Source organism: Arenimonas sp. (assembly GCF_047602345.1).
Lineage (GTDB): Bacteria > Pseudomonadota > Gammaproteobacteria > Xanthomonadales > Xanthomonadaceae > Arenimonas.
In genome coordinates this window covers 81,242-106,051 of the sequence record NZ_JASGHN010000004.1, presented here as the reverse complement: position 1 = coordinate 106,051, position 24,810 = coordinate 81,242, and the positions used below count along the sequence as shown (strand labels likewise).

21 protein-coding genes, 2 pseudogenes and 1 riboswitch are annotated in these 24,810 nt (G+C 66.6%); of the genes and pseudogenes, 13 read left to right on the top strand and 10 right to left on the bottom strand.

The window, feature by feature from the left end:
• Positions 1-62 precede the first annotated feature (62 nt).
• From QM707_RS02485 to QM707_RS02475, 3 genes are all read left to right on the top strand, one after another.
• The gene (locus QM707_RS02485; protein ID WP_415000292.1) at positions 63-1,001 is read left to right on the top strand and encodes an alpha/beta fold hydrolase; all 939 of its coding nucleotides are present in this window, start codon (positions 63-65) and stop codon (positions 999-1,001) included.
• Positions 998-3,469: an acyl-CoA dehydrogenase gene (locus QM707_RS02480; protein WP_415000291.1), complete on the top strand. Its 2,472-nt coding sequence runs from the start codon at positions 998-1,000 to the stop codon at positions 3,467-3,469. The genes QM707_RS02485 and QM707_RS02480 overlap by 4 nt, the downstream gene beginning before the upstream one ends.
• An 88-nt stretch (positions 3,470-3,557) precedes the next feature.
• Entirely contained in the window at positions 3,558-4,040 is a 483-nt protein-coding gene (locus tag QM707_RS02475; protein ID WP_415000290.1) for a hotdog fold domain-containing protein, read from the top strand.
• Positions 4,041-4,043: 3 nt separating this feature from the next.
• On the opposite strand, the gene QM707_RS02470 is transcribed toward QM707_RS02475, so the two are convergent.
• The 3 genes from QM707_RS02470 to QM707_RS02460 form a co-directional block, all read right to left on the bottom strand.
• The gene (locus QM707_RS02470; protein WP_415000289.1) at positions 4,044-5,123 is read right to left on the bottom strand and encodes an META domain-containing protein; all 1,080 of its coding nucleotides are present in this window, start codon (positions 5,121-5,123) and stop codon (positions 4,044-4,046) included.
• Between the two features lie 68 nt (positions 5,124-5,191).
• Entirely contained in the window at positions 5,192-5,584 is a 393-nt protein-coding gene (locus QM707_RS02465; protein ID WP_415000288.1) for a DUF5329 family protein, read from the bottom strand.
• Positions 5,585-5,733: 149 nt separating this feature from the next.
• On the bottom strand, positions 5,734-6,981 hold the full coding sequence (locus QM707_RS02460) for an NTP/NDP exchange transporter (protein WP_415000287.1): 1,248 nt from the start codon (positions 6,979-6,981) through the stop codon (positions 5,734-5,736).
• Positions 6,982-7,141: 160 nt separating this feature from the next.
• Between QM707_RS02460 and QM707_RS02455 the strand changes: the two genes are divergently transcribed.
• On the top strand, positions 7,142-8,731 hold the full coding sequence (locus QM707_RS02455) for a GMC family oxidoreductase (protein WP_415000286.1): 1,590 nt from the start codon (positions 7,142-7,144) through the stop codon (positions 8,729-8,731).
• A 12-nt stretch (positions 8,732-8,743) separates the two neighbouring features.
• Here the strand turns inward: QM707_RS02455 and QM707_RS02450 are convergent, their stop codons facing one another.
• The gene (locus tag QM707_RS02450) at positions 8,744-10,666 is read right to left on the bottom strand and encodes a M48 family metallopeptidase (RefSeq protein WP_415000285.1); all 1,923 of its coding nucleotides are present in this window, start codon (positions 10,664-10,666) and stop codon (positions 8,744-8,746) included.
• Positions 10,667-10,741: 75 nt separating this feature from the next.
• Entirely contained in the window at positions 10,742-11,335 is a 594-nt protein-coding gene (locus tag QM707_RS02445; protein WP_415000515.1) for a LemA family protein, read from the bottom strand.
• Positions 11,336-11,403: 68 nt separating this feature from the next.
• Between QM707_RS02445 and QM707_RS02440 the strand changes: the two genes are divergently transcribed.
• Positions 11,404-12,690 carry a serine hydrolase domain-containing protein gene (locus tag QM707_RS02440; RefSeq protein ID WP_415000284.1) on the top strand — a complete coding sequence of 429 codons (1,287 nt, stop codon included), beginning with the start codon at positions 11,404-11,406 and terminating at the stop codon, positions 12,688-12,690.
• 161 nt (positions 12,691-12,851) lie between these two features.
• Here the strand turns inward: QM707_RS02440 and QM707_RS02435 are convergent, their stop codons facing one another.
• The 5 genes from QM707_RS02435 to QM707_RS02415 form a co-directional block, all read right to left on the bottom strand.
• Positions 12,852-13,208, bottom strand: coding sequence for a hypothetical protein (locus QM707_RS02435; protein WP_415000283.1), 357 nt, complete (start codon positions 13,206-13,208; stop codon positions 12,852-12,854).
• Between the two features lie 779 nt (positions 13,209-13,987).
• Positions 13,988-14,383 carry a glycine cleavage system protein GcvH gene (gene gcvH / locus QM707_RS02430; RefSeq protein ID WP_415000282.1) on the bottom strand — a complete coding sequence of 132 codons (396 nt, stop codon included), beginning with the start codon at positions 14,381-14,383 and terminating at the stop codon, positions 13,988-13,990.
• A 267-nt stretch (positions 14,384-14,650) separates the two neighbouring features.
• Entirely contained in the window at positions 14,651-15,736 is a 1,086-nt protein-coding gene (gene gcvT / locus QM707_RS02425; RefSeq protein WP_415000281.1) for a glycine cleavage system aminomethyltransferase GcvT, read from the bottom strand.
• A 324-nt stretch (positions 15,737-16,060) separates the two neighbouring features.
• A complete protein-coding gene (locus tag QM707_RS02420; protein WP_415000514.1) occupies positions 16,061-16,477 on the bottom strand; it encodes an NfeD family protein in 417 nt (138 codons plus the stop codon).
• Between the two features lie 12 nt (positions 16,478-16,489).
• Positions 16,490-17,431 carry an SPFH domain-containing protein gene (locus tag QM707_RS02415; protein WP_415000280.1) on the bottom strand — a complete coding sequence of 314 codons (942 nt, stop codon included), beginning with the start codon at positions 17,429-17,431 and terminating at the stop codon, positions 16,490-16,492.
• A 93-nt stretch (positions 17,432-17,524) separates the two neighbouring features.
• Between QM707_RS02415 and QM707_RS02410 the strand changes: the two genes are divergently transcribed.
• The 8 genes and pseudogenes from QM707_RS02410 to QM707_RS02375 all read left to right on the top strand — a co-directional run bounded on the left by QM707_RS02410 (position 17,525) and on the right by QM707_RS02375 (position 24,754).
• A complete protein-coding gene (locus tag QM707_RS02410; protein ID WP_415000279.1) occupies positions 17,525-18,094 on the top strand; it encodes an RNA polymerase sigma factor in 570 nt (189 codons plus the stop codon).
• Entirely contained in the window at positions 18,087-18,641 is a 555-nt protein-coding gene (locus tag QM707_RS02405; protein ID WP_415000278.1) for a hypothetical protein, read from the top strand. The genes QM707_RS02410 and QM707_RS02405 overlap by 8 nt, the downstream gene beginning before the upstream one ends.
• Before the next feature lie 47 nt (positions 18,642-18,688).
• Complete coding sequence (locus QM707_RS02400; RefSeq protein WP_415000277.1) at positions 18,689-20,038, top strand: PDZ domain-containing protein; 1,350 nt, start codon at positions 18,689-18,691, stop codon at positions 20,036-20,038.
• A gap of 232 nt (positions 20,039-20,270) precedes the next feature.
• A riboswitch (yybP-ykoY riboswitch) is annotated at positions 20,271-20,400 on the top strand.
• A 50-nt stretch (positions 20,401-20,450) separates the two neighbouring features.
• A complete protein-coding gene (locus QM707_RS02395; protein ID WP_415000276.1) occupies positions 20,451-21,017 on the top strand; it encodes a TMEM165/GDT1 family protein in 567 nt (188 codons plus the stop codon).
• Between the two features lie 55 nt (positions 21,018-21,072).
• The gene (locus tag QM707_RS02390; protein WP_415000275.1) at positions 21,073-22,206 is read left to right on the top strand and encodes a GGDEF domain-containing protein; all 1,134 of its coding nucleotides are present in this window, start codon (positions 21,073-21,075) and stop codon (positions 22,204-22,206) included.
• 81 nt (positions 22,207-22,287) lie between these two features.
• Positions 22,288-22,458 (top strand): annotated as a pseudogene (locus QM707_RS02385) (Na+ dependent nucleoside transporter N-terminal domain-containing protein); the annotation flags it as partial.
• A gap of 201 nt (positions 22,459-22,659) precedes the next feature.
• Positions 22,660-23,808: pseudogene (locus QM707_RS02380) on the top strand (NupC/NupG family nucleoside CNT transporter); the annotation flags it as partial.
• 16 nt (positions 23,809-23,824) lie between these two features.
• Positions 23,825-24,754 (top strand): ribokinase, encoded by a 930-nt coding sequence (locus tag QM707_RS02375; RefSeq protein ID WP_415000274.1) that lies wholly within the window; start codon positions 23,825-23,827, stop codon positions 24,752-24,754.
• The last annotated feature ends 56 nt before the right edge of the window (positions 24,755-24,810 follow it).

Genomic DNA, 24,810 nt, shown 5'->3' with positions numbered 1-24,810 from the left:
GCCATCATGCACCATACGCTCTGGTATTGACAGTCGATAGACGCGAATCCATACTAACGCGTATGGTTCATCAGCCCTCCCTTGCTTCGCCGTTGACGATCCAGGCCGCCGACGGCCTGCCGCTGGCGGCCGAGTCGCACGCCGGCGAGCGGGTTTCCGTCCTGCTCGCGCATGGCTTCGGGCAGACCCGGCAGAGCTGGGCGACCACACAATCCAGGCTGGCGCTGGCGGGGCATGCCAACCTCAGCTGGGACATGCGCGGGCACGGCCGATCGGGGCGCAATCCCTCCGATCGTGCATACCAGCCCGAACAGTTCGTCGACGACGTGCTCAGCGTCGCCCGCACCCTGCCGCCGAAACCGGTGCTGGTCGGAGCATCGATGGGCGGCCTAACCGGGCTGATGGCGCAATCCTTCGCCGCCCCGTTCTCGGCCCTCGTGCTGGTCGACGTGACGCCGCAATGGGAGGCCGCCGGCGTCGCACGCATCGTCGGCTTCATGACGGCCCATCCGGACGGGTTCGACGACTTCGAACACGCTGCCGACGCGATCTCCGCCTACCTGCCGCATCGGCGGGAGCGCAAGCGCGCTTCGCAACTGGAGCATCTCCTGCGCCGCGACGACGACGGCCGCCTGCGCTGGCATTGGGATCCGCGCTTGATCGAGGAATTCGTTCTCGGCAGCCATCAGTTGCAGGACCGCATCAGCGAAGCCACGCGCGGCATCGACGTGCCGGTGCTCCTGGTCAGCGGCGGCCGCAGCGATATCGTCTCCGAACGCACGATCGCGCATTTCCAATCGCTGCTGCCCGACGCGCAACACGTCCATCTGCCCGATGCCACCCACATGGTGGCGGGCGACGACAACGACGCTTTCAGCGATGCCCTGCTGCGTTTTTTGGGCGCACACTATCCCCATCCGGCCGATCTTCGCGCCGCCCCCCTTTCCACAGACAAGAGCAATGGCACCGAGAGTGCCGCCGTTTCCGGAGCAAACGCATGAGCATCATCGCCCCCTTCCTCGCCCTGCTGGTCGTGGCCGGCATCGCGGCCTATCACCGCTGGTCGCTGGCCGTGTTCGCCGCGATCGCCGCCAGCGTGCTCGTCGTGTGCGGACTGGCCGGCGCGAGTTTCGCGGCGACGGTGACCGCAGGCGTGCTGCTGGCGCTGGTGGTGCTGCCCCTGCTGATCACGCCGATCCGCCAGGCCCTGATCACGCGCTACGCACTGCGCTTCTATACGAAGATCCTGCCGCCGCTTTCCGATACCGAGAAAGTCGCGCTGGAAGCGGGCACGGTGGGCTTCGAAGGCGAGCTGTTCTCCGGCCGCCCCGCGTGGAAGACCTTGCTCGACCAACCCAAGCCCGAGCTCACAGCCGAAGAGCGCGCCTTCATCGATGGCCCGGTGGAAGAAGTCTGCCGCATGACCAACGACTGGGAGACGACGCACGTCCGCGCCGACCTCGCGCCGGAAGTCTGGGATTACGTCAAACGCAACAAGTTCTTCGGCATGATCATCCCGAAGCAATACGGCGGCCTCGGCTTCTCGGCCTTCGCGCATCACCGCGTGATCATGAAGCTCGCCTCGGTGTCGGCGACGCTCAGTTCCACCGTCGGCGTGCCCAACTCGCTCGGCCCGGGCGAACTGCTGCTGCACTACGGCACGCAGGAGCAGAAGGATTTCTATCTGCCGCGCCTGGCCGACGGCCGCGAGGTGCCCTGCTTCGGTTTGACCGGCCCGACGGCCGGTTCGGATGCGACGTCGATTCCGGACTTCGGCATCGTCTGCAAGGGCGAATGGAACGGTGCGCAAGTGCTCGGCGTGCGCCTGAACTTCGAGAAGCGCTACATCACGCTGGCGCCGGTGGCGACGATCATCGGCCTTGCCTTCCGTCTGTACGATCCGGAAGGCCTGCTCGGCGACGAGAAGGATCGCGGCATCACGCTGGCGCTCGTTCCGCGTGGCACGCCCGGCATGGACATCGGGCGGCGCCACTTCCCGCTGAACTGCGTGTTCCAGAACGGTCCGATCCACGGCAAGGACGTGTTCCTGCCCTTGTCTCAGCTGATCGGCGGCGAAGATTACATCGGCCACGGCTGGCGCATGCTGGTCGAATGCCTGTCGGTCGGTCGCGCCATCACCCTGCCCTCGACGTCGAGCGGCGCGTCGAAACTCGCGGCCGTCGTCACCGGTGCCTACTCGCGCATCCGCAAGCAGTTCGGTCTGTCGATCGGTCGTTTCGAGGGCGTCGAAGAAGCGCTCGCGCGCATCGCCGGCAATGCCTATGCCGCCAGCGCCTTGTCGCAGGCGACGGCCTCGGCCGTCGACCGTGGCGAGAAACCCGCCGTGCCGTCGGCGATCGCGAAATACCACTGCACCGAAATGGCGCGCGAAGTCGCGCGCGATGCGATGGACATCCACGGCGGCAAGGGCGTCATCCTCGGGCCGAAGAACTACCTCGGCCGCGGCTGGCAGGCGGCGCCGATCTCGATCACGGTCGAAGGCGCGAATATCATGACGCGCTCGCTGATGATCTTCGGTCAGGGCGCGATCCGCTGCCATCCGTGGGTGCTGAAGGAAATGCAGGCCGCGCAACATCCCGATCCGGCGGTGCGCCTGCGCGATTTCGACGCCAACCTGTTCGGCCATATCGGCTTCGCGATCTCGAACGCGGTGCGCAGCTGGTGGTTCGGCCTCACGTTCGCCAAGATCGGCGGCGCGCCGGGCGACGATTACACCCGTCGCTACTTCCGCAAGCTCAACCGCTACTCGGCCAACCTCGCCCTGCTCGCCGATACGTCGATGCTGCTGCTCGGTGGCAAGCTCAAGTTCAAGGAACGCCTGTCCGCTCGCCTGGGCGACGTGCTGAGCCAGCTGTACATCGCCAGCGCGATGCTCAAGCGCTACGAGGAAGAAGGCCGGCCAGCGACGGAACAGCCCTTGTTGGCCTTCGCTTTCCATGACAGCTGCCACAAGATCGAACTGGCGATGTCGGCGGCGCTGCGCAACTTCCCGATCCGTCCGGCCGCGTGGCTGTTGTGGATGCTGGTCTTCCCCTGGGGCCGTCGCGCGCAGGAACCGAGCGATCGCCTCGGCCATCGCGCCGCCGCTCTGCTGATGTCGCCTTCCGATGCGCGCGACCGCCTCGGCGACGGCGTGTTCCTGACGCCCTGCGCCAACAATCCCGCCGGCCGCATCAATTCGGCTCTGGCGAAGGTGATCCTGGCCGAACCGGTGGAACGCAAATTCCTCAAGGCGCTGAAGAACAGCGACATCGAAGCGCTCACCTTCCCCGAGCAGCTGAACGAAGGCGTGCGCGAAGGCTGGATCACCAGCGAAGAGCGCGTGCAACTGGAAGAACTGCGCGAGCTGACCTGGGATGCGATCACCGTCGACGATTTCGATTCGTCCGAACTCGAGGCGGCATCGCTGCATCGCACGCAGGAACGGCAGCGCGAACGCGCCGCCTGATCGCGAAGCGAACCCGCGCGCAATCCCACAGAGCGGCGGCTGGAGCAAGACCAGCCGCCGCATGCCATCACGAACCGGATCGATCGCCATGAGCGAAGCCGTCACGCCCCTGCTCGCCCTTTACCGCAAGTTCGAACGCTGGCCACTGGGGCAGTGGTTGTTCAGTCGCGCGGTCTGTTTCAAGGCGCCGTACTTCGGCACGATCTCGCCGCGCTTCACCTTGCTGGAAAACGGTCGCTGCGAAGCGACCATCGAGGACCGCCGACGCCTGCACAACCACATCGGCACGGTGCATGCGATCGCGCTATGCAACCTCGCCGAGCTCACCGCCGGCGTGATGACCGACGCCAGCCTGCCCCGGGGCATGCGCTGGATTCCCAAAGGCATGACGGTGTCCTACCTGAAGAAGGCGAAGGGCCGGCTACGCGGCATCGCCACGCCGAACATTCCCCTAGTCGCCAGCGAGACCGGCTACGACCTGCCGGTCAACGTCGATGTGCTCGATGCGTCCGGCGAACGCGTGTTCAATGCGGAAATCCGCATGTGGCTGAGCCCGGCGCCGAAACGCTGAGCCTCATTCCACCGGCAAGGGCATCACATCGAAGCGGGCGATGACCGCGCCGGCCTCGTCCAGCACTTCCAGCTGCTGACCCGACACCTTCAGGCGCGCAGCCTTGTCCAGCATCGCGGCGAAGGCGGTTTCCTGCAGCATGGCCGGCGCCGGACAGGCCATGCGCGTCATGGCTGCGGGACTGAAACGCACCTGACCGTCTTCCATCGCGAACGCGCTGGTGTAGCGATTGCATCCGGTCGAACCGCTGGCGCGTTGCGCGCCTTCGTCCAGCATCAACGTCCCCGGATTGCCCTCGGGCGCCGCGATCGCCAGGCGGCCGTCGATCTGCGCCAGTTTCCAGGTGGTGCCGAACAGGTCGGCATCGACATAGCGCGCGCTGCAGGATTCGCCCGGCCACAGTTTGCGGAAGCGCTCCACCACGAGAGCCGACTGCAATTGCGGACTATCGGTCTTCGGGCGCTGCGCGATGCGGCCGTCGACCGTCGCCAGCACCGGCTGGCCGCTCGAGGACGGGTCGTTCGCCGCATAGGCGCGATCGAGCGCCGCGTAGTCGGCATCGGTCGCGACCTCGATATCGCGGCCGGTCAGGCAGTCGTGGAAACGCGCCCCGCCACCGAGCGCGACGAACATGCCGCGCAGGTGAATGCGCGGTTCGAGCACGCGCAGCGTGGCGTCGCGCTCGAAACGATGCGAACCGCCATCGGCCGACAACAGGGCGCCGCCGGCATCCTCGTCGAACAGCAGAGGCGTCTCGCGCCCACCGTCCAGACGCAGGGATTTCTCGCCGGTACGACTCCAGCGTCCGATGTCGTCGCTGACCACACCGTCGGACGCGCCACCACGATGCGTTTCCTGCAGGTAATATACGCCGTCGCCGAACAGGTTCAGGCGCGCTTCGATGCGTTCGCAGTCGCGGCAGGGCAGCTCGCCGGCATAACTGGCCGGATACGGCGACTTCGCCGCTTCGCCCACGACGTCGGAGGCCACGGGTTCTTCGCGCGTATCGGGCGCAGAACGGCAGGCTCCCAGCAACAGCAGGCTGGCGCAAAGGGCGGCGAGAGGCAGGCGGGCGAAAGGCATGGCGCGATCCGGGATGGCGGAGAATCCGGCAAGCCTACCGAGCCGGCCTCGGGAAATACAGGCCTGCGCTAGGTCCTGGCGGCGTGCTGGCGCCGCAACGCCTGCAACCGCGCCGAGAGGTAGTCGGACACGTCCTGCTCGCGGCCATCGGCGAAGCGCAGGCGGTACTTCTTGCCGCTCATCGACGAAGCCGTCGCGCAATAGCGGATGAAGTCCTCGGCGGTGCGCAGGCGCTTACCCGCGCGCGAACGCTTCAGGCGCATATGCTCGGCGGCTTTCGTCGCGTCGTATTCGGATCCGTTGCGGATGAAGATGGCGCCCTTGAGCGCCGCGATGTCGGCGATCAGCGCGTCGACCTCGCGGGCGGCGACGGGATCGGACTGCGCCATCGCCAGGCCGGGCAGGCACAGGGCCAGGAGCAGGGCGACGATCGCCTGCCGTATCGTGAATGCGATCTTCATGGCTCTTCGACGCCAGTGCATCAGGAAGGTTCCCGCACATCGGCCTCCGGTCGGCCACCGTCGCTGCGACCGTCGACCAGGCATTGCCGGGCTTCGTGCGCGCCGTTCATCGCTCGGATCAATTCGTCGAGATTGATCCGGGTCGTCGATCAGGACGAACCCGCACGCTCCGGTTGCAGGTCCGGCGAATTGGCCGCGCGCCAGCCGAACGCACCGGAGAACATCGCGGCCACGGCCGCAGCCAAGCCATAGCCGAAGACGCCGATCGCGAACGGCGCGAGCAAGGCCATGCTGCCGGATACCAGTACGTCGCCGAAGCGCCAGACGGTCGTGTCGATAACGTTCTTGCCCTTGTAACGCGCCTCGCGGCTCACTCGCGTGTACAAGCTGTCCATCGCCGGCTTATGCATGCCGTAGGCGCCGGCCCGGGTGATGACCAGCATGGCGACGATAGCCATGTCGCCGATCAGGGCCGCCGTCACCAGCACCAGCACGTTCAATACCTGCGGCACGACGATGCCGATGGCCGAACCGAAACGCAGCAGGATCCAGCGCGTGATGCCGACCTGCATGACGACCACGAGGCAGTTGGTGATCAGGTCGAGCTGCGCGAAGAAATCCTTGCGCGCTTCCCGGTCCGAATAGTGGCTGCCGGCATAGTCCGCCACCAAGGCGTAGGCGACGGTACCGATGGCATCGCCGAGCAACATGACCGCCGCCATGTTGCGCAGGAACGGCGTGGTGAACAGCTGCTTCAGGCCGGCCCATACGCTTCCGCCGATCACGTCGTCGGAAGATTCGAGCCGCCGGTCCGGACTCGGGTGGCGGCGAGCCCAGGCGGAAAGCCAATACACGAAGACCAGCACCAGTGCGAGCAAACCCGACGCGGCGAACAGCAGCGATTCCACCGGCAGGGCCAATGCCACCAACGGCCCCGCGATCGCACCGGCGGTGCCGCCGAGCGCGATGATCGGGAACAGGCGTCGCGCCTGCCCGTTGTCGAAGATGTCCGCCATGAAGCTCCAGAACACCGACACCACGAGCAGGTTGAATACGCTGAGCCAGATATAGAAGACGATGCCGAGCAGGCGCGGCCCGATCTCGTCCTGCGCCCGGAACGCCGGGACGAAAGCGAGCAGGCCCAGGATGAAGAAGCCATAGATGATCGGCATGAAGCGTTCGCGCGTGAAGCGCGCGACCAGCCAGCCGAATACCGGCGTCAACACCAGCATCGCGATGAAAGCGCCAAGCCAGAACGGCCAGAGATTGGTCGAGCCTACGGCGGCGGCGAGCTGCTCACGCAGCGGCCGCAGCATGTAATAGGCCGCCAGAATGCTGAAGAAATATAGGAACGAGACCAGCAAGGCCATGCGTTCGTGCGGTCGCGACCCCGTCACCAGAGACCATAGGGAGTTCGATCCGGAGGTTTGCGACATGCGGGGGCCGTCACGATTCGATGCCGCAGCTTAGCCGAAATCGCCCGGATGCCACGGCCTTGAGCAATTGCTCTAGCCGCCCGGGCCTAGCCTCGCTCCGTTGCGGCTTTTAGGCAGTGCTGTGTACGACTACATCATCGTGGGGGCCGGTTCCGCCGGCTGCGTGCTCGCCAACCGGCTGAGCGAGGACCCCGGCGTCAAGGTACTGCTTCTGGAAGCGGGGCCCAGCGACTGGCATCCCTTCGTGCACATGCCTGCGGGCCTAGCCAAACTGGTCGGGCAGAAGGGCGTGAACTGGGACTACAACACGGCGCCGGAACCCAATCTGGACGGACGCAGCCTGTGGTGGCCACGCGGCAAGGTCCTGGGCGGATCGAGTTCGATCAATGCCATGTGCTACATCCGCGGCCATGCGCGCGATTACGACGAATGGGCCGCGCTGGGCGCCGAAGGCTGGAGCTGGGACAAGGTGTTGCCCTACTTCAAGCGCAGCGAGTGCAATACGCGCGGCGCCAGCGAACTGCACGGCGGCGACGGCCCGCTGGCGGTATCGGACCGCCTGCACGAAAACCCCTTGTCGCCGGTTTTCGTCGACGCGGCGGCGCAGGCGGGCTTCCCGCGCAACGAGGATTTCAACGGCCCGCGCCAGGAAGGTTTCGGCTTCTACCAGACGACGACCCGCAAGGGTTCGCGCAGTTCCAGCGCCGAGGCCTACCTCAAGCCCGTGCGCAGCCGGAAAAACCTCAGCGTCGTCACGCATGCGCTGGCGTCGCGCGTCACCTTCGATGGTGAGCGCGCCAATGGCGTCGTGTATTCGGTGCACGGCCGCGGTGCCTATTGCGAAGGCGCGAGTCGCGAAGTCATCGTCTGCGGCGGTGCGCTCAATTCGCCGCAACTGCTGATGCTGTCTGGCATCGGGCCGGCCGAACAGCTGCGCGCGCAGGGAATCGACGTGCGCGTGGACCTTCCCGGCGTCGGCGCCAACCTGCAGGACCATCTCGACATCTGCACGATGCAGCGCTGCACGCAGAAACTGACCTACGACCAAGCCAGCGACGTGATGGTCGGCCTGCAGTATTTCCTGTTCAAGCAGGGGCCGGGAACCAGCAACATCGCCGAAGCCGGCGGCTTCCTGCGCTCGGCCCTCGCCGAAGACGAACGCCCGGACCTGCAGTTCCATTTCGTGCCGGCCCAGCTCGACGATCACGGCCGCAACGTCATGCCCGGTTACGGCTACACCGTGCACGCCTGCTTCCTGCGCCCGCGCAGTCGCGGCCGCCTCAGCCTGGTCAGTGCGAATCCGGCCGACAAGCTGCGCATCGACCCGGGTTACCTGAACGATGCCGACGGCTTCGACCTGAAGGTGATGGTGGAAGCCTTCAAACTGTCGCGGAAGATCTTCGCGCAGGAAGCTTTCGCGCCCTACCGCGGCGAAGAACTGCTGCCTGGCGCCGCCACGCAGAGCGACGAGGAAATCGTCGCCTTCATCCGGCGCAAGGCGGAATCGATCTATCACCCGGTCGGCACCTGCCGGATGGGCGCGGCGAACGATCCGCAGGCCGTGGTCGATGCGCAATTGCGCGTTCGCGGCGTGCAGGGCCTGCGCGTCGTCGATGCCTCGGTGATGCCCAAGCTGATCGGCGGCAACACTAACGCGCCGACGATGATGATCGCCGAACGCGCCGCCGACCTGATCCGCGGCCGCGCCTGACGCGAAACTGCCTCAGGACAGGCGCGACTCGCGCTGTTCCAGCATCGGCGGCAGCGGGCAATGCAAGGAAGCGCAGACCACGCGCAACAGCTCCGCTTCTCCGACGGCCACCTGGCCGTCGCTGCTGATCGCCGCGACCAGGCCTTCGATCAGCAACTCCTTGCCCACCGGTTCGACCGCATCGAGCACGGGCCATAACGCATCGAGCGTGGCCAGCATGTTCGACGGTGGCGCATAGGGCGCATTCACCCGCGGCAACACGCGGGCCATGCCGGCGAGGTAAGCACGCTGCGCTTCGGCGGGATTGTCATGCCCGGCGCGGGCAAGCACCGTCATCAGACTCGTCGCGGCGTCGACCGCATCGGCCAGGCGCTTGCGGCCGGGCACCCAGGCGCGCGAGGGATCCAGGGCTTCGGTCACCTGTACCTGCAACAAACGTCCGAGGCAGTATTCGAACAGGCTGACCTGGCCGTCGGCATGCACCAGCGCGAACACGGTGTCGATGAACTGCTGCAGTTCCGGGCGCGGCCGTCGACGCAGCACCGGGAAGGCCAACGCGGCCAGCGGCAGGCGCAGCATCGGATGCAGGTCGGTGGTGCGGTCGGCATAGTCCAGCGCCTGGCGCGCGGTGTGCTCGTCGCTGCGCGCGATCAGTTCGTACTGCTGGCGATCGCGCACCTTGCCCGCCGGCGCATGCAGCAGGCCGAACAACAGGGCCGGTGCGTCGCCCTGGTCGCGGGCCGCGCGCTGCAACACTTCGGGGATGGCATCGGTCATCGCACCGGCGCGGCGGTAGTCGTCCGCCTGTGGTGCGCCGACCTGGGACACGACCGACGGCGGCGTGACCGTCAGTTGCGCGGCGACCGCCGGCAAGGGCGAACGCTTGCCATCGGTCAGGCCCAGGGCCACGTCTTCTTCGATGCCGACGGGCGGCTTCGCATTCCAGCGGATCGCCATGTCCTTCAGCTGATCGTGCCGGAAGTTCGGCTCAAGGGCCTTGATGCGATCGAACAAGGGCGGGTGGGTGGCCATCAACGAGGAATAGCCGATGCCGTCGCCGAACAGCATGTGGCTGACTTCCTCGCTGTCGGAACGCGTCAGTCTGGAGCCTTCGGCCAAACCCGCGACCTTTTTCAAGGCGCCGGCGATACCGGTCGTTTGCCGGGTGAACTGCACGGCGGACGCATCGGCCAGGTATTCGCGTTGGCGACTGAGGCCGGCTTTGATCAGGCGCGCGCAGAACAGGCCGACGTAGCCGATCAGCATGAACCCCAGGGCCATCAGCAAGACCGGCGCACCGTCCTTGCCGCGGAAACGACCGTGCTCGAGGATCTTCCGGCCGATCAACGCCAGCACCAGGATGCCGAACAACAGGCCGACCAGGCGGATGTTCAGGCGCATGTCGCCGTTGAGGATGTGGCTGTATTCGTGCGCGACGATGCCCTGCAACTCGTCGCGGTTGAGCCGGTTCAGCGCGCCGCGCGTGACCGCGACGGCGGCGTCGCTGGGCGCGTAGCCGGCGGCGAAGGCGTTGATCGCCGCCTCGTCGTCCAGCACGAAGATCTGTGGCACCGGCACGCCGGAGGCGATCGCGATCTCCTCGACCACGTTGCGCAGGCGGCGCAGCTGGAAATCGGTCGTGTCCTCCGGCACCTGCGTGCCGCCCATCTGTCGCGCGATCGCCACGCCGCCTTCGCGCAACTGGGCGATGCGGAACAAGGTCGCGCCGCCGATGATCGCCAGCGTCGCCAGGCTGCTCACGACCAGGGCCGGCACCGGGCTCGCTGGCGAGGCGGCGTCTTCGCCCGAGAAACCGAAAGCCAACAGCAAAACAAGGTCCACCGCCGCGACGATGGCGAAGACCGCGAGGAGGAACAGGAACAGCAGCCGCTTCGACTGGCGGCGCGCGGCGTTCTGGCGCTCGAAGAAATTCATGCTTGCCTGGCGCTGGCAGTGGCGATCGATAAGCCGGCCCCGCCGCCAATGCGGGCGGGGCCGTGCCTGCGATCGCTAGAAGGAAACCTTGGGCGCTTCGCGCTTCTCGGGCTCGGTGATTTCCAGCAGGGCCGCGGCGGCGAAGTTGAACATGCCGGCGACGATGTTCGAGGGGAAGACTTCGCGCTTGTTGTTGTAGGCCATGACGGAATCGTTGAAGGCCTGGCGGGCGAAGGCGATACGGTTCTCGGTCGAGGTCAGTTCCTCGGAGAGCTGCATCATGTTCTGGTTGGCTTTCAGGTCCGGGTACTGCTCGCTGACGACCATCAGGCGGCCGAGCGCGCCGCCGAGGCCCTGTTCGGCCGTGGCGAGCTGCTGCATGGCGGCGGCATCGCCAGGATTGGCCTTGGCCGCGGCCAGGCCGCTGACGGCGGCGGCGCGTGCCTTGATCACCGCTTCGAGCGTTTCGCGCTCATGCGACATGTAGCCCTTCGCGACCTCGACCAGGTTCGGAATCAGGTCGTGGCGCCGGGTGAGCTGCACGTCGATCTGGGCGAAGGCGTTCTTGAACGCGTTCCGTCCCGTGATCAGGCCGTTGTAGATGCCCACCGCCCAGAAGGCGGCGATCACGGCAAGGACGACAAATACCAACAACACGATCATGGCGATATCCCCTGTTCAGGCCGAGACGGAGGCCGCACGCTAGAATGGGCCTTCGTCGCAAGCATACGTCTGTCATGAGAGACAAGAAAGCCAGTCTCGCGCTCGTTGTCCTTGCGGCGATCCTGCTGATGGCCGCCGCGCCCATGTTCACCTCCGGCCGCAGCATCGCCGCGCCGGCGTCCCCGCCGACGCAAGCGCCCGTCGTCCCGCTGGCGGGCGCCGATACGGCGGTCGCGATGCGACGCGCGCCGACCATCGATGCCACGCCGCAGGCGCGCGAACTCGAGCGCCTTGCGGGCGAACTGGTGGAGAAACAACGCCTGCCCGGGCTGGCGCTGGCCGTCGTGCAGAACGGCAAGATCGTCTCTCTACGCGCGTATGGCGTTACCGACAGCAGCACGAACCAGGCGGTCGGAACCGACACCGTGTTCCGTCTGGCCTCGTTGTCGAAAGCCTTCGCCGCCACGGTCTCGGCACAACTGGTCGAAGAAGGGGCGATGAGCTGGGACAGCCCGATCATCAACCAGCTGCCGGCCTTCAAGCTGCGCGACTACCAGGGCGCGCAGAAGGTCACGGTTCGCGACATCCTCAGCCATCGCGTCGGTCTTGGTCGCAATACCTACGACCGCGACCTCGAGCGCGACTCGCCCTATCCGCTGCTCGCCGAGCGGCTGTCGGACGCGCCGATGTCCTGCACGCCCGGCGACTGCTATGCCTACCAGAACATCGCTTTCAGCCTGATCGGCGACCTGGTCTTCGCATCGACCGGCGACTTCTACCCACACCAGGTCGAGAAACGCATCTTCCATCCGCTCGGCATGCACAACGCCACCTACGGACGCGAAGGCCTGGAAGCGAGCCCGAGCTGGGCACGACCGCACGTGCGCAAGGGCCGCAACTGGATGGCCGTGCGTCCGAAGGAAACCTACTACCGCGTGCCGCCGGCCGCCGGCGTCAACGCCAGCATCGCCGACATGGCGCAATGGCTGATCGCGCAGACCGGGCATCGGCCGGACGTGCTCTCGCCGGATCTGCTCAACGTCACGCACACGCCGCAGGTGTCGACGCCGGGCGAAACCCGCGGCTCGGCCTGGCGGCGCGAGCGCCTGACCGATGCCTACTACGCGCTCGGTTGGCGCGTGTACGACTATTCCGGGCACACGATGATCTTCCATGGCGGTGCCGTGCAGGGCTATCGCGGACTCATCGCCCTGCTGCCGGACCAGGATCTGGGCCTGGTCGTGCTTTGGAACAGCGAAAGCGCAGCGCCCTCCGGACTCCTGCCCACGCTGATGGATGGTGTGCTCGGCCTGCCGCACCGCGACTGGCTCGGCATGGAAGAAGACGAAGCGCGCGATTGATCCCACGCCCGACGGCAGCCCAAAGCGGCTGCCTGAAACGCGGACATGAAAAAAGCGCCTCGCGGCGCCTGGTCCTCACTTCCCGATTCCTCCGAAAGTCTCTCTCCCCGCCTGGGCGGCACGGGGAGAGAGCCGAGATTACGACAATCGGGTGCAGCTGATTACATTGCCGGCGCCATCGGCGCCGCTGCCGGAGCAGCCTTCTTGGCCTTGCGAGCCGGCTTCTTGGCCTTGGCTTTCTTGGCAGCAGGCTTCTTAGCAGCCTTCTTCTTGGTCGCCTTCTTGGCAGCCTTCTTCTTGGCAGGCTTACGCGCAGCCTTCTTGGCAGCCTTCTTGGCGGGCTTGCGTGCAGTCTTGCGAGCGGCCTTCTTGGCCGGCTTGCGAGCCTTCTTAGCAGCCTTCTTCTTGGTCGCCTTCTTGGCGGCCTTCTTGGCCGGCTTGCGCGCGGCTTTCTTCACGGACTTCTTGGCGGCCTTCTTGGCCGGTTTCTTCGCAGCTTTCTTGGTAGCCATGGTCAACTCCTCGTCAGTTGGCTTGGGTAACGCTTAGGTGGAGCCCAGTATCAAAAACAGCATCGGAACCTTTCAGTACGACGCACCGCAACCGCCAGGGGCGGCCGCGGATTCAAAGACGGCGCACGGGCGCCGCAAAGCAAAACGCCCAATCCGCGGACGGATCGGGCGCATTGTTCGGGGAACGGCGCGTGGTCGCGCCCTGTTTTTTTGAGGAAACGAATCCTGTGTCCACCGTCATGACGTCCTGGGCGGAGGCCTCGGTTGTCGCGCACGTTTTCGACAGGGTTCGTATCACTCGCTTCCGCAGGTAGTGTCTGCTTGGGGCGAAAGCTAGCCACGTGTTTTTACGATGTCAACAGCTTTGCAGAAATATTTTCGCCGGGGCGCCGGCGCGCGACCGCCGGCGGAAGCCGGTGCGCGGAGGGAAAGAACGCGCGCGAGACACGACGCGTTCCGGCGCTGCGTAATTATTTGCCGAGTTTTTCGCTGTTTTCTTTCGCGACGCGACGCCGCATGCGGTCGCCGTCGATGCTTGCAGAGCGCTCGCCGCACACCCGATCCGGTGTCTCGCGACGGGGTCGCGAGCGGTCGCGCGACGGCGGCGAAATTCCGCCTCGAACAGTCGAAATGCGCAAAACTGCGCAAACTTTCCGGCGCCGATTCCGCCTTCGTCGACGCCGCTGCACGATCGCCGCGACGCATGTCGGCGGTTTCGCGCCGCCGAAAAAGAACCGGCCGCGCGAGGCGGCCGGCAGCTTCGGATCGGTCGGACGCGGCTCGCGTCAGTGACCTTCCTCGTCCAGCAGTTCGGCATAGTCGTCCGGCGACAGCAGCTCGGCGAGCTGGTCGGCGTCGTCGGGCTGCACGACGAACAACCAGCCCTCGCCGTAGGCATCCTCGTTGATGGTTTCCGGCTTGTCCGCCAGCGCGGCGTTGACCGCGAGCACCTTGCCCGAGACCGGGCTGTACACATCGGAAGCGGCCTTCACCGACTCGACGACGGCACAGGCGTTGCCAGCGGTGACGCTGTCGCCGACGTTCGGCAGTTCGACGTAGACGAGGTCGCCGAGCAGTCCCTGGGCATGATCGGAAATGCCGACCGTGACCTGTCCGCTGTCCTCGACGCGGGCCCATTCGTGCGACTTGAGGAACTTCAGATCGCCAGGAATTTCGCTCATGACCGCTGCCTCGATGAAGGTGTGTTGGGGGGAGGTGGTGGAACTAGTTTACCGGGACGGCGCGAAGGTTCCAGCCTTGCAAAAAGAATGCCTACTTGTTGCTTGTACCGATCCGGTGCGCGGCCAGGCTCCGAACTTGGCGAAACCACTTGTTGCAGATGCCAAGCCGACGCACAACCAAGCTCCGGACCTGACTAAATCGGTCTGCGACGCTGCCTGGCATCCGCCACGAGACCCGGCTCCGCACTCGCCGGAACGATCTTCCGCTCAGATCCCCGGCTGGACGACGCCCTCGCGTACGAAGGGATACTTCACGGCGCGCAAGGGCACGCGCTTGCCGCGGATATCCACTTCCACCTCGCCGACATCGCCGGCCGGCACGCGCGCCAGCGCGATGCCCTTGCCGAGCGTCGGCGAGAAGGTGCCCGACAGGATTTCGCCTTCGCCCGCCGCCGTGAACACCTGCTGCCCGTGGCGCAACACACCCTTCTCGTCCATGACCAGGCCGACGGTCTGGCGCGGAACGCCGGCGGCGAGTTGCGCTTCCAGGGCAGCGCGGCCGATGAAGTCGCGCCCTTCGTCCAGCGCGACGGTCCACGCCAGGCCCGCTTCGTACGGACTCACCGACTCGTCCATGTCCTGGCCGTACAAAGCCATGCCCGCTTCCAGTCGCAAGGTGTCGCGCGCGCCGAGTCCGGCCGGCTTGACGCCGACGGCGATCAGCCTGTTCCAGAAATCGATCGCCTGGGATTCCGGCACCATGATCTCGAAACCGTCCTCGCCGGTGTAGCCGGTGCGGGCGACGAACAGGCCGTCCGCCTCGCAGGCGAAGAAACGGCCGAGCTTGCCGACCGCCTTCGCCGACGCCGGCGACAGCAGTTCGATCACCTTCGCGCGCGCGTTCGGTCCCTGCACCGCAAGCATGGCCAAGTCGCGACGCTCGGTGATCTTCACGCCGAAGGGACGCGCCTGCTGTTCGATCCAGGGCAGGTCCTTGTCGCGGGTGGCGGCATTGACGACGACGCGGAAGAAGTCTTCCCCCATGTAATAGACGATCAGGTCGTCGATCACCCCGCCTTCGGCGGTGAGCATGCACGAGTACAGGGCCTTGCCCGGCTTGCCGAGTTTGTCGACCGAGTTGGCGACGAGCTTGCGCAGGAAGGGGCGCACCTGGTCGCCGTGCAGATCGAGCACCGTCATGTGCGAAACGTCGAACATGCCGGCGTCGCGACGCACCTGATGATGCTCGTCGAGCTGCGACCCGTAGTGGATCGGCATGTCCCAGCCGCCGAAGTCGACCATCTTGGCGCCGTGCGCGCGATGGGTATCGTTATAGAGAGTCTTCTGCGTCATGACGGTTCCGGGCGGCCGCGGGAAAGACCGTCATTATCGCGGTTTTCGCTTTCCACCGCAGGCAGGCATGGGTCGTCGGACACGAAAAGTGCGGAAGCCCATCGCCAGCGGCCGGACCGGCTTGGAACGACCGTCCCACTCGGTCGGTACGCCACTCGTGGCCGCTACGGCATTGACCGCCATGGATGGCGAGAATGCCGGAAACGCAGGAGCGGTTTCCGGCCGCCTTCGCTTTCGGTCCGCTCCTGCGCCCATCCGTCCGGGCCGGAGCGATCGCCTGAGTCGCAAGCACTTGATCGACTCGTCGAACGCCCGAACGAATCCTCAGGCGGGATCGACCTTCAGCGTCATGCTCTCGGCGGCGATCACGCGCACCCTCGCACCCGCAGGAAGATCGGGGCCTTCGACGGTCCACAACGCGTCGCCGAGCTTGATGCGACCCTGGCCGTTCCTGATCGCCTCGTGCAAGGGATGGACCTGGCCGATGAACTGGGCGCCGCGACGATTGAGCAGGGGCTGGTCGCTGCCTTTCTCCTTGCCGCGGAAGAAGTGCAGGTAAATCGCTACCGACACGAAACTCAGCACGACGAACAGCACCGCCTGCCATAGCGGCGACAGCGGCAACAGCCAGACCGCGACGAAGGTACCGGCCGCAGCGAAACCCAGCCACATCATGAAAGCGCCGGGCGCGAAGGTCTCCGCCGCGAGCAGCAGCAGCGCGGCGCAGGCCCAGAAGATCATTGCCTGGCTCACTCAGCCCCCCTGCTTGGCGGAGATCGCCGTCTGCTGCTTGGCCAATCCTTCCTTCGCCAGTTCGGCGATGCCGGCGATCGAACCGATAACGCCGGTCACGTCGGTCGGAAGGATCATCAGCTTCTGGTTCGGCGAGTGCGCGAAATCCTTCAAGGCTTCCACGTACTTCTGCGCCACGAAATAGTTGATCGCCTGCACGTCGCCCTGGGCGATGGCCTGCGAGACCATCGAGGTCGCCTTGGCTTCCGCCTCGGCCAGGCGCTCGCGCGCCTCGGCTTCGCGATAGGCGGCTTCGCGCTTGCCTTCGGCGGCGAGGATGGCGCTCTGCTTCTCGCCTTCCGCACGCAGGATTTCCGACTGGCGCAGGCCTTCGGCTTCCAGGATGTTGGCGCGCTTCTCGCGCTCGGCCTTCATCTGCCGCGCCATCGAATCGACGAGGTCGCGCGGTGGCTGGATGTCCTTGAGCTCGATGCGGTTGACCTTGATGCCCCAGGGATGTGTCGCCTGATCGACAACAGTCAGCAGCTTGGCGTTGATCTCGTCGCGCTTGGACAGCGACTCGTCCAGGTCCATCGAACCGATCGCGGTACGGATATTGGTCATCACCAGGGCGATGGTGGCCTGCTCGAGGTTGGACACCTCGTAGGCGGCCTTGGCGGCATCGAGCACCTGAAAGAAGACCACGCCGTCCACCTTCACCACGGCATTGTCCTTGGTGATGACGTCCTGCGAGGGGATGTCCAGCACCTGTTCCATCATGTTCACCTTGCGGCCGACGCCCTGGACGATCGGGAACAGGAAGTGCAGGCCGGGGCTCATCGTGTGGGTGTACTGGCCGAAGCGCTCCACCGTCCACTCGTAGCCCTGCGGAACCATCCGGACCATCTTGGAGACGAAGATGATGACGAACACCAGTAGGGCCAGAATCACGAAGCCGGTCATGGTTTTCCCCCATAGACATTAAGTGGTTCCAGTATAGGCAAACCCCGCCGACCCCGCTGCGACCCTTTTCCGCCCAGCCGCATCTACCCCACTGTGAGCCCGCCCTCGTCCTTCGCGATCGATGTGCCCGACTCGCTGCTCGCCCGCGCTCGCCGCGGGGAGGCGGCGGCGTTCGAGCAGCTGTACCGATGGTTCGAACGGCCGGTCTATACCCTGGCGCTGCGCCTGACCGGCCAGCGCGAGGAAGCCCAGGAGGTACTGCAGGACACCATGCTCAAGCTGTTCGACCGTCTCGCCGAGTTCCGCAGCGAATCCCCGTTCTGGGGTTGGCTGCGGCAGATCGCCGTCAACGAGGCGTTGATGCGCCTGCGTCGGCGCGGCCGCAATGAGTCCGACCAGGAATACGACGAGGAAGACCTGCCCGGCAGCGAAGCCACCCTGCTCCCGCCGCGCGCCGCCGACGCCGCCCTGCTGACCGAAGCGCTGACGCGCCTGCCCGACAACACTCGCAGCGTGCTCTGGCTCTACCACGCCGAGGGCTACACGCACGAGGAGATCGCCACGCAGATGGGCAAGACGGTCTCCTTCTCCAAATCGCAATTGGCGCGCGGCACCCGCAAGTTGCGCGCCCTGCTCGACATCGAGGTACCCGCACATGCCTGACGAACTGTTCCCGCAAGACCGCGGCATTCCGGTCGGCGAGGCGCTGCGCGCGTTGCCGCTGGAATCTCCGGCGCAGAGCGCATGGCCGGCCTTGGCCGCCCGCCTGCCGAAGAAGCGGAGCCTGCCGCGCTGGCCGATGGCGATCGCCGCCTCGCTCGCGCTCGGCCTGGCCTTCACGCTGGTACCGCACAACCCGTCGCCGACGACCACGGTCGCCGATGCCGGCACGAAGACCGTCGGTTCCAAGCCGATGGACGAACGCCTGCTCTCGCTGATGGCCGAATCGGCCCAGCTCGAAAGCCTGGTCAATGCCGCATCCGACGACGTGGCCAGTAGCGCCACCACCGCTGCCATCAGCCTCGCGCTGCAAGACCAGCTGCAGGACATCGACGGACAGTTGCAGTCGGAATCGACCGCCGACCAGCAACTCGACCTTTGGCAGCAGCGCGTCGCTCTGCTGCGCGACGTCGCCAGCCTCGAATCTTCCCGCCACTACCTCGCCGCCGAAGGCCGCGGCATGGATCTGGCGATGGTTTCCACCTACTGAACCACCTACCGACGACTGAAACCGGCCCGACCGGAACGGAGACAACGATGCAATCCTTCCACCGCAACACCCGGCGACTGCTGCCGTTGCTGATCGCCGCCGTGCTCAGCTCCGGCTCGGCGCTCGCCGCTTCCACGCCCAAACCCGCCAAGGCGCCGACCGCTCAGCAGCAGTCGGCGCGCGAGGAAATCGAACGCCTGACCAAGCGCATCGAGGAGCTGTCCCAGCAACTCGGCGACGATGGCCAGGTGCGCGTCATCGTCAAGCGCGTCGGCCCCGGCGAAGGCCCGGGCGACGGTGATGTGGTCATCCGCCGCATCGGCCCGGGCGATGCGCCCGAAGCGATGCGCGACTTCCACTGGCACGATCGCGACCGCGACGGCGAGCGCGGCCGCGGTCTGCGCGATCGACGCCTCGGCCTCGGCGTCGTGCTGGCGCCGAACTCGGCCGCCAGCGGCGTCAAGATCGTCGCGGTGACGCCGGACAGCCCGGCGATGCGCGCCGGCCTGCATAGCGGCGACATCGTGCTCAGCATCGACGGCAAGAAGATCGCCGGCAGCGGTGAAGCGGCCGTCGACACGGCGCGCAAGATGCTCGGCGACCTGAAGCAGGACCAGGTGGTGAAGATCGGCTACGCCCGTGCCGGCAAGACCGGCACGGTCAGCGTCAAGGCCGACCAGATCCACCGCGTGATGGTGTTCGACCGCGGCGAAGGCGCTCCGCGTACGCCGCGCGCCTGGAAAGGCGACGACGACCGCGTGTTCATGCTGCCGGAAAAAGTGCAGATGGACATCGAACGCATCGGCCCGATGCGCGACTGCGCGCCCGGCAAGGACGATTGCCACCTGCCGGCCCTGGCCGAAGCTTTCCGTTGGCAGGGTCTGAACCTCGCCTCGATTGACGCCTCGCTCGGCCGCTATTTCGGCAGCAGCGAAGGCGTGCTGGTGATCAGCAGCGGCGACGAACTCAAGGGCCTGCAATCGGGCGACGTGATCCAGCGTGTCGGCGGCGTCGCGGTGAAGTCGCCGCGCGACGTCATGCGCGCACTGCGCGACAAGGACGAGGGCCAGCAACTCAAGCTCGACGTGCTGCGCGATCGCAAGACGGTGGCCGTCAGCATCGCCGTGCCGAAATCGCGCCCGCTGCCCTTCATGATTCCGCCGCCGCCCCCGCCGGCCGCGCCGCCGGCACCGCCCGCCACGCCGCGCACGCCTGGCGTCGCGCCCACGCCGGCCCCGTCGCCGGCCGCAGCACCGCCTCCGCCGCCGCGCCCAAGCGTCGCCTTCATCTCCACCGACGATCCGGAAGCGCTCGTCGAAGTGATCCGCGACCTGCGCGTCATCGACGGCGGCGATGGCGACGAAGAGATCGAGATCATCACCGTACCCTCGCGCTAGACGATGGCGCCTTTGACGGCGTTGTAGCCCGGGTCGAGCGCCAACAGCGCAAGACCCGGGACTCGTGTTGCACCACGACCCGGGTATCGGCCTGTGGCCTCAACCCGGGCGACACCACCGTCCTTCTTATCGCAACGCCCGGCTCCGGCCGGGCGTTTTCTTTTCCGCGCGCGATTGTCGCGACGGGAATGGCTCGCATTCACGCATCGCATCGCGCCGCTCTATAGAATGCACCCATCCCATCGGGGAGTAGCCGCCCGCGCACGCGGGAGCCGACGTCAACACGCTTGGTCCGAATCGACCATGGCATCGGCAGGCGGAATCGTCGCCCAGGCAAGACCTTTGGTTGTTCCGACGCGCCTGCCGGCCGCGCCGGAGCGACCATCGCGTCCGAGTCCGGCAGGTAGAGACGATGCAGACTTTCCTCCTCTCCACGCTCACCGTCGCGCTCGCCGAAATCGGCGACAAGACTCAGTTGCTCGCGCTCGTGCTCGCCGCACGCTACCGACGACCCTGGCAGATCGTATTCGGCATCCTCGTCGCCACCTTGCTCAACCACGCCGTCTCCGCCTGGATCGGTGCCTGGATGGCGGCATGGATTCCTCCGAATGTGCTGCGCTGGGGCATCGTCGCCAGTTTCCTCGCCGTTGCGGCCTGGGCCCTGGTGCCGGACAAGCTGCAGGACAACGAAGCCAGGCCATCCGCGCGCGGCGCCTTCGTGGCGACCCTCATCGCTTTTTTCCTGGTCGAGATCGGCGACAAGACGCAGGTCGCGACCGTCGTGCTGGCCGCGAAGTACGCACCGCTGTGGCAGGTTGTGCTCGGCACCACGGCAGGCATGCTGCTGGCGAACGTCCCGGTGGTCGCGCTCGGTCATCGCTTCGCCGATCGCCTGCCGTTGCGCGCCGCGCGTTTCGCCGCCGCCGCGCTGTTCGCCCTACTCGCGGTCTGGGTCGCCTGGGCCGGCGTCGCGACCTGACAGCGCGCAGGCGAGCGGCTATGCTCGGGCTCCCCGCCCGCCGAACCGCTTCCGCGTGAGTACGCTGCGCGAAACCTTCCGCGATCTGTCCAACGCGCTGCGCGAGCGGCCCGACGAGCTCATGCTCGAAGTCGGCGCTGGCGGCGAAATCCTGCTGGCGCGCCTGCGCCTGCTGCTGGCCCTGCTGTTGCTGCTGCTGCCGGCGATCAACTACGGCACCGGCGGCGATCCGCGCGAATCGGCGATCGGCCTGGTCGGCGTCGTGCTCGTGCTCATCGTCAGCAGCGTCTGGCTGGTGCTGTCGCAGCAGCGCCAGCGCCATCGCTGGCTGCCGTTCGTCTCGGCCGCGTTCGACGTCAGCCTGGTCACGCTCGTCCTGACCGTTCTGGCGGCGCACTCGCCGGCGACGGGCCTCAACAGCGTCGTCGTCTGGTGCCTCTACCCGCTGGCCATCCTGACGACGGCCCTGCGCAACGACGTGCGCGTCAGCCTGATGGTGGGTGCGCTGGCCCTGCTGGAATACGCGGCGTTCAGCGCCTGGTTCATGGCCACGGCCGACGGCCCCATCGTCTCGGTCGAGTACGGCACGGTGTCGCTGTCCACGCAGTTGCAGCGCCTGCTGCTGATTGCGATGGCGACGTTGGTGACGGTGGTCATCGTCTTCCGCATGCACCGGCTCGTGCAGCTCTCCGGCACCGACGGCCTGACCGGCCTGCCGAACCGCAGCTACCTGACGCATCGCGTGCCGAAGATCCTGGCCGATGCGCGCGCCGAAGGCGAAACGCTTTGCCTGGCCCTGATCGACCTCGACCATTTCAAGCGCATCAACGACGAACTCGGCCATCAGGTCGGCGACGCCGCCCTGCGCCACGCGGTCAAGAGCCTGCGCCTGGAACTGGGTCGCGACGAACCGATGGTGCGCACCGGCGGCGAAGAGTTCGTCATCCTGCTGCGCCTGCCGCTCGGCGCGGCGTGGGAACGCATGGACACCCTGCGCCGCCGGTTGGAGACGCGCCCCTTCCTGCCCGACGACGAATCCGAACCGCGGCAGCTCACCTTCAGCGCCGGACTGGCCTGCCTGCCGCAGGACGCGATCGACGTCTCCGGCCTGTTGCGCACGGCCGACCAGCGCCTGCGCACGGCCAAGCGCACCGGACGCAACCGGGTCATCGCGCGCGACCAACACTGAACGGAATCGGCCCGGGGCTCGCCTTGCCCCGGCCCTAGGCCCTGCTCTACCCTGCGGCATCGTTCCGGGGATCCGCGTTCCATGACTTCCATTCTTTTCGGCCTGTTCGGCCTCGCCGTACTGCTCGCCATCGTCTGGGCTTTTTCCAACAACAAGTCAGCAGTCAACTGGAAGCTGGTCGGCACCGGCATCGGCCTGCAGATTGGATTCGCGGCCTGCGTGCTGCTCGGCAGCAACTTCGTCGACTGGATCGCGGGCGGCGCCGACGGCAAGGCGCAGCCGGAGGAAATCCGCACCTGGGTGCGCACTATCATGTGGCTCGGCGGCATCGGCATCGCCCTGATCGCGCTGGCCTGGTGGCGCACGCAGTTGGCGCGCCGCGACCTGGTGATGCGGGTTGGACTGATCCTGGCCGGCGCCGCCACCGCGCTGGCGCTACCGTTCGCCGACACGGCCTTCGACGCGCTGGGCGATGGTTTCGTCACCCTTCTCGAATACGTGAAGGCCGGCTCCGGCTTCATTTTCGGCAGCCTGATGGATATCGACAAATTCGGTTTCATCTTCGCTTTCCAGGTCCTGCCGACGATCATCTTCTTCGCCGCGCTGATGGGCGTGCTCTACCATCTCGGCGTGATGCAGGCCGTCGTGCGCGTCATGGCCTTGGCGATCACCAAGGTCATGAAGGTATCCGGCGCCGAAACCACCTCGGTCTGCGCCAGCGTCTTCATCGGCCAGACCGAAGCGCCGTTGACGGTGCGCCCCTACATTTCGCGCATGACCGAATCGGAATTGCTGACGATGATGATCGGCGGCATGGCGCATATCGCCGGCGGCGTGCTCGCGGCCTATGTCGGCATGCTCAGCAACAACGACCCCGTGCAGGGCGTGTTCTATGCCAAACACCTGCTGGCCGCGTCGATCATGGCGGCGCCGGCCACCCTGGTCATCGCCAAGATCCTCATTCCCGAAACCGGCGAGCCGCTGACGCGCGGCACTGTGAAGATGGAAGTCGAGAAGACCACCAGCAACATCATCGACGCCGCCGCGGCCGGCGCCGGCGACGGCCTGCGCCTGGCCTTGAACATCGGTGCGATGCTGCTGGCCTTCATCGCCCTGATCGCGCTGCTCAATGGCATCCTCGGTTGGATCGGAGGACTGCAGGTCTGCGGCGCTGACGGCTGCTTCTCCATCAATGGCGCGCTGGGCGCGCCGCTGTCACTGCAATTGGTCCTGGGCTACGTGCTCGCACCGATCGCCTGGCTGATCGGCGTGCCGTGGTCGGACGCCAACCTCGTCGGCGGCCTGATCGGCCAGAAGATCGTGCTGAACGAGTTCGTCGCCTACCTGCAGCTGGCCGATATCGTCAACGGCAAGGTCCCCGGCGTCGCGCTCAGCGATCAGGGCAAGCTGATCGCGACCTATGCGCTCTGCGGTTTCGCCAACTTCAGTTCGATCGCCATCCAGATCGGCGGCATCGGCGGCCTGGCCCCGGAACGCCGTGCCGATCTTGCCCGCTTCGGCCTGCGCGCGGTGCTGGGCGGTTCCATCGCGACGCTGATGACGGCGACGATTGCCGGCGTGCTGACGTCGCTCGGCGGCTGATCGCGGCGGAGCCGGCATGAGCCGCGTCGTCGTCGTCGGTTCGTTCAACCAGGACCACGTCTGGCGCAGCGAACGTTTCCCGCAACCGGGCGAAACACGGCTGGGCCTGTTTTCCTGCGGCCCCGGCGGCAAGGGATTCAACCAGGCCGTCGCCGCGGCGCGCCTCGGGGGCGAAGCGCATTTCATCGGCGCGCTCGGTCGCGATGCGATCGGCGATGGCGCCGCCGCCCTGGCGGCCTCGGAAAATATCCACGGCCGCTGGCAGCGCTGCGATGACGAAGCCACGGGCACGGCCGCCATCCTGCTCGACGGCAACGGCCAGAATCTGATCGTCGTCGGACCCGGCGCGAACATGGCGCTCAGCCCCGAGCATGTCGACGCGAACAAGGATGCGTTCAAGGGTGCGCAGGTGCTGTTGACGCAGCAGGAAGTGAATCCGGCCGCGACGCTGCGCGCGATGCGCCTGGCGCGCGGGCAGGCGGTAACGACCGTGCATAACCCGGCGCCGGCCTCGTCCGAGGTCGACCTGCCCTGGTTGCTGATCGACATCCTGACGCCGAACGAGAGCGAGTTCGCGCACCTGCTCGAGCGCCGCGCCGAACTGAAGTTGGCGGCCGAAGCACTGGCGACGCAGGACGATGCTTCGCTGCATGCGCTGTGCCGGCGGCTGTGCCTGCCGACCGTCATCGTCACGCTCGGCTCGGCCGGCGTTTTCGTTTCCGCCGGCGAGATGCATTTCCGCGTCGCGGCCGAAACCGTGCAGGTTCGCGACACCACCGGCGCCGGCGATGCCTTCAATGGCGCATTCGCTGCGGGGCTCGCACAAGGCATGGCGCTGGAAGACGCCGTGCGTTTCGCCAATCGCGCCGCAGCCCTGAAGGTCGAACGCGCCGGCGCGGCCCTGGCGATGCCGACGCTCGCGGAACTGCAGGCACGCTTTTCGTAGCTTCGGTTGAGCGCCGCAGGCGCGATACCCGGGAAGAATTCGTGTCGTGGTCCCGG

Excerpts from the sequence above, each read along its gene's own strand:
- QM707_RS02415 (WP_415000280.1), bottom strand. The coding sequence starts at position 17,431 with ATGACCGGCTTCGTGATTCTGGCCCTACTGGTGTTCGTCATCATCTTC.
- QM707_RS02400 (WP_415000277.1), top strand. The coding sequence starts at position 18,689 with ATGCAATCCTTCCACCGCAACACCCGGCGACTGCTGCCGTTGCTGATC.
- QM707_RS02405 (WP_415000278.1), top strand. The coding sequence starts at position 18,087 with ATGCCTGACGAACTGTTCCCGCAAGACCGCGGCATTCCGGTCGGCGAG.
- QM707_RS02395 (WP_415000276.1), top strand. The coding sequence starts at position 20,451 with ATGCAGACTTTCCTCCTCTCCACGCTCACCGTCGCGCTCGCCGAAATC.
- QM707_RS02440 (WP_415000284.1), top strand. The coding sequence starts at position 11,404 with ATGAGAGACAAGAAAGCCAGTCTCGCGCTCGTTGTCCTTGCGGCGATC.
- QM707_RS02475 (WP_415000290.1), top strand. The coding sequence starts at position 3,558 with ATGAGCGAAGCCGTCACGCCCCTGCTCGCCCTTTACCGCAAGTTCGAA.
- QM707_RS02465 (WP_415000288.1), bottom strand. The coding sequence starts at position 5,584 with ATGAAGATCGCATTCACGATACGGCAGGCGATCGTCGCCCTGCTCCTG.
- QM707_RS02375 (WP_415000274.1), top strand. The coding sequence starts at position 23,825 with ATGAGCCGCGTCGTCGTCGTCGGTTCGTTCAACCAGGACCACGTCTGG.
- QM707_RS02420 (WP_415000514.1), bottom strand. The coding sequence starts at position 16,477 with ATGATCTTCTGGGCCTGCGCCGCGCTGCTGCTGCTCGCGGCGGAGACC.
- QM707_RS02470 (WP_415000289.1), bottom strand. The coding sequence starts at position 5,123 with ATGCCTTTCGCCCGCCTGCCTCTCGCCGCCCTTTGCGCCAGCCTGCTG.
- gcvT (WP_415000281.1), bottom strand. The coding sequence starts at position 15,736 with ATGACGCAGAAGACTCTCTATAACGATACCCATCGCGCGCACGGCGCC.
- QM707_RS02480 (WP_415000291.1), top strand. The coding sequence starts at position 998 with ATGAGCATCATCGCCCCCTTCCTCGCCCTGCTGGTCGTGGCCGGCATC.
- gcvH (WP_415000282.1), bottom strand. The coding sequence starts at position 14,383 with ATGAGCGAAATTCCTGGCGATCTGAAGTTCCTCAAGTCGCACGAATGG.
- QM707_RS02450 (WP_415000285.1), bottom strand. The coding sequence starts at position 10,666 with ATGAATTTCTTCGAGCGCCAGAACGCCGCGCGCCGCCAGTCGAAGCGG.
- QM707_RS02485 (WP_415000292.1), top strand. The coding sequence starts at position 63 with ATGGTTCATCAGCCCTCCCTTGCTTCGCCGTTGACGATCCAGGCCGCC.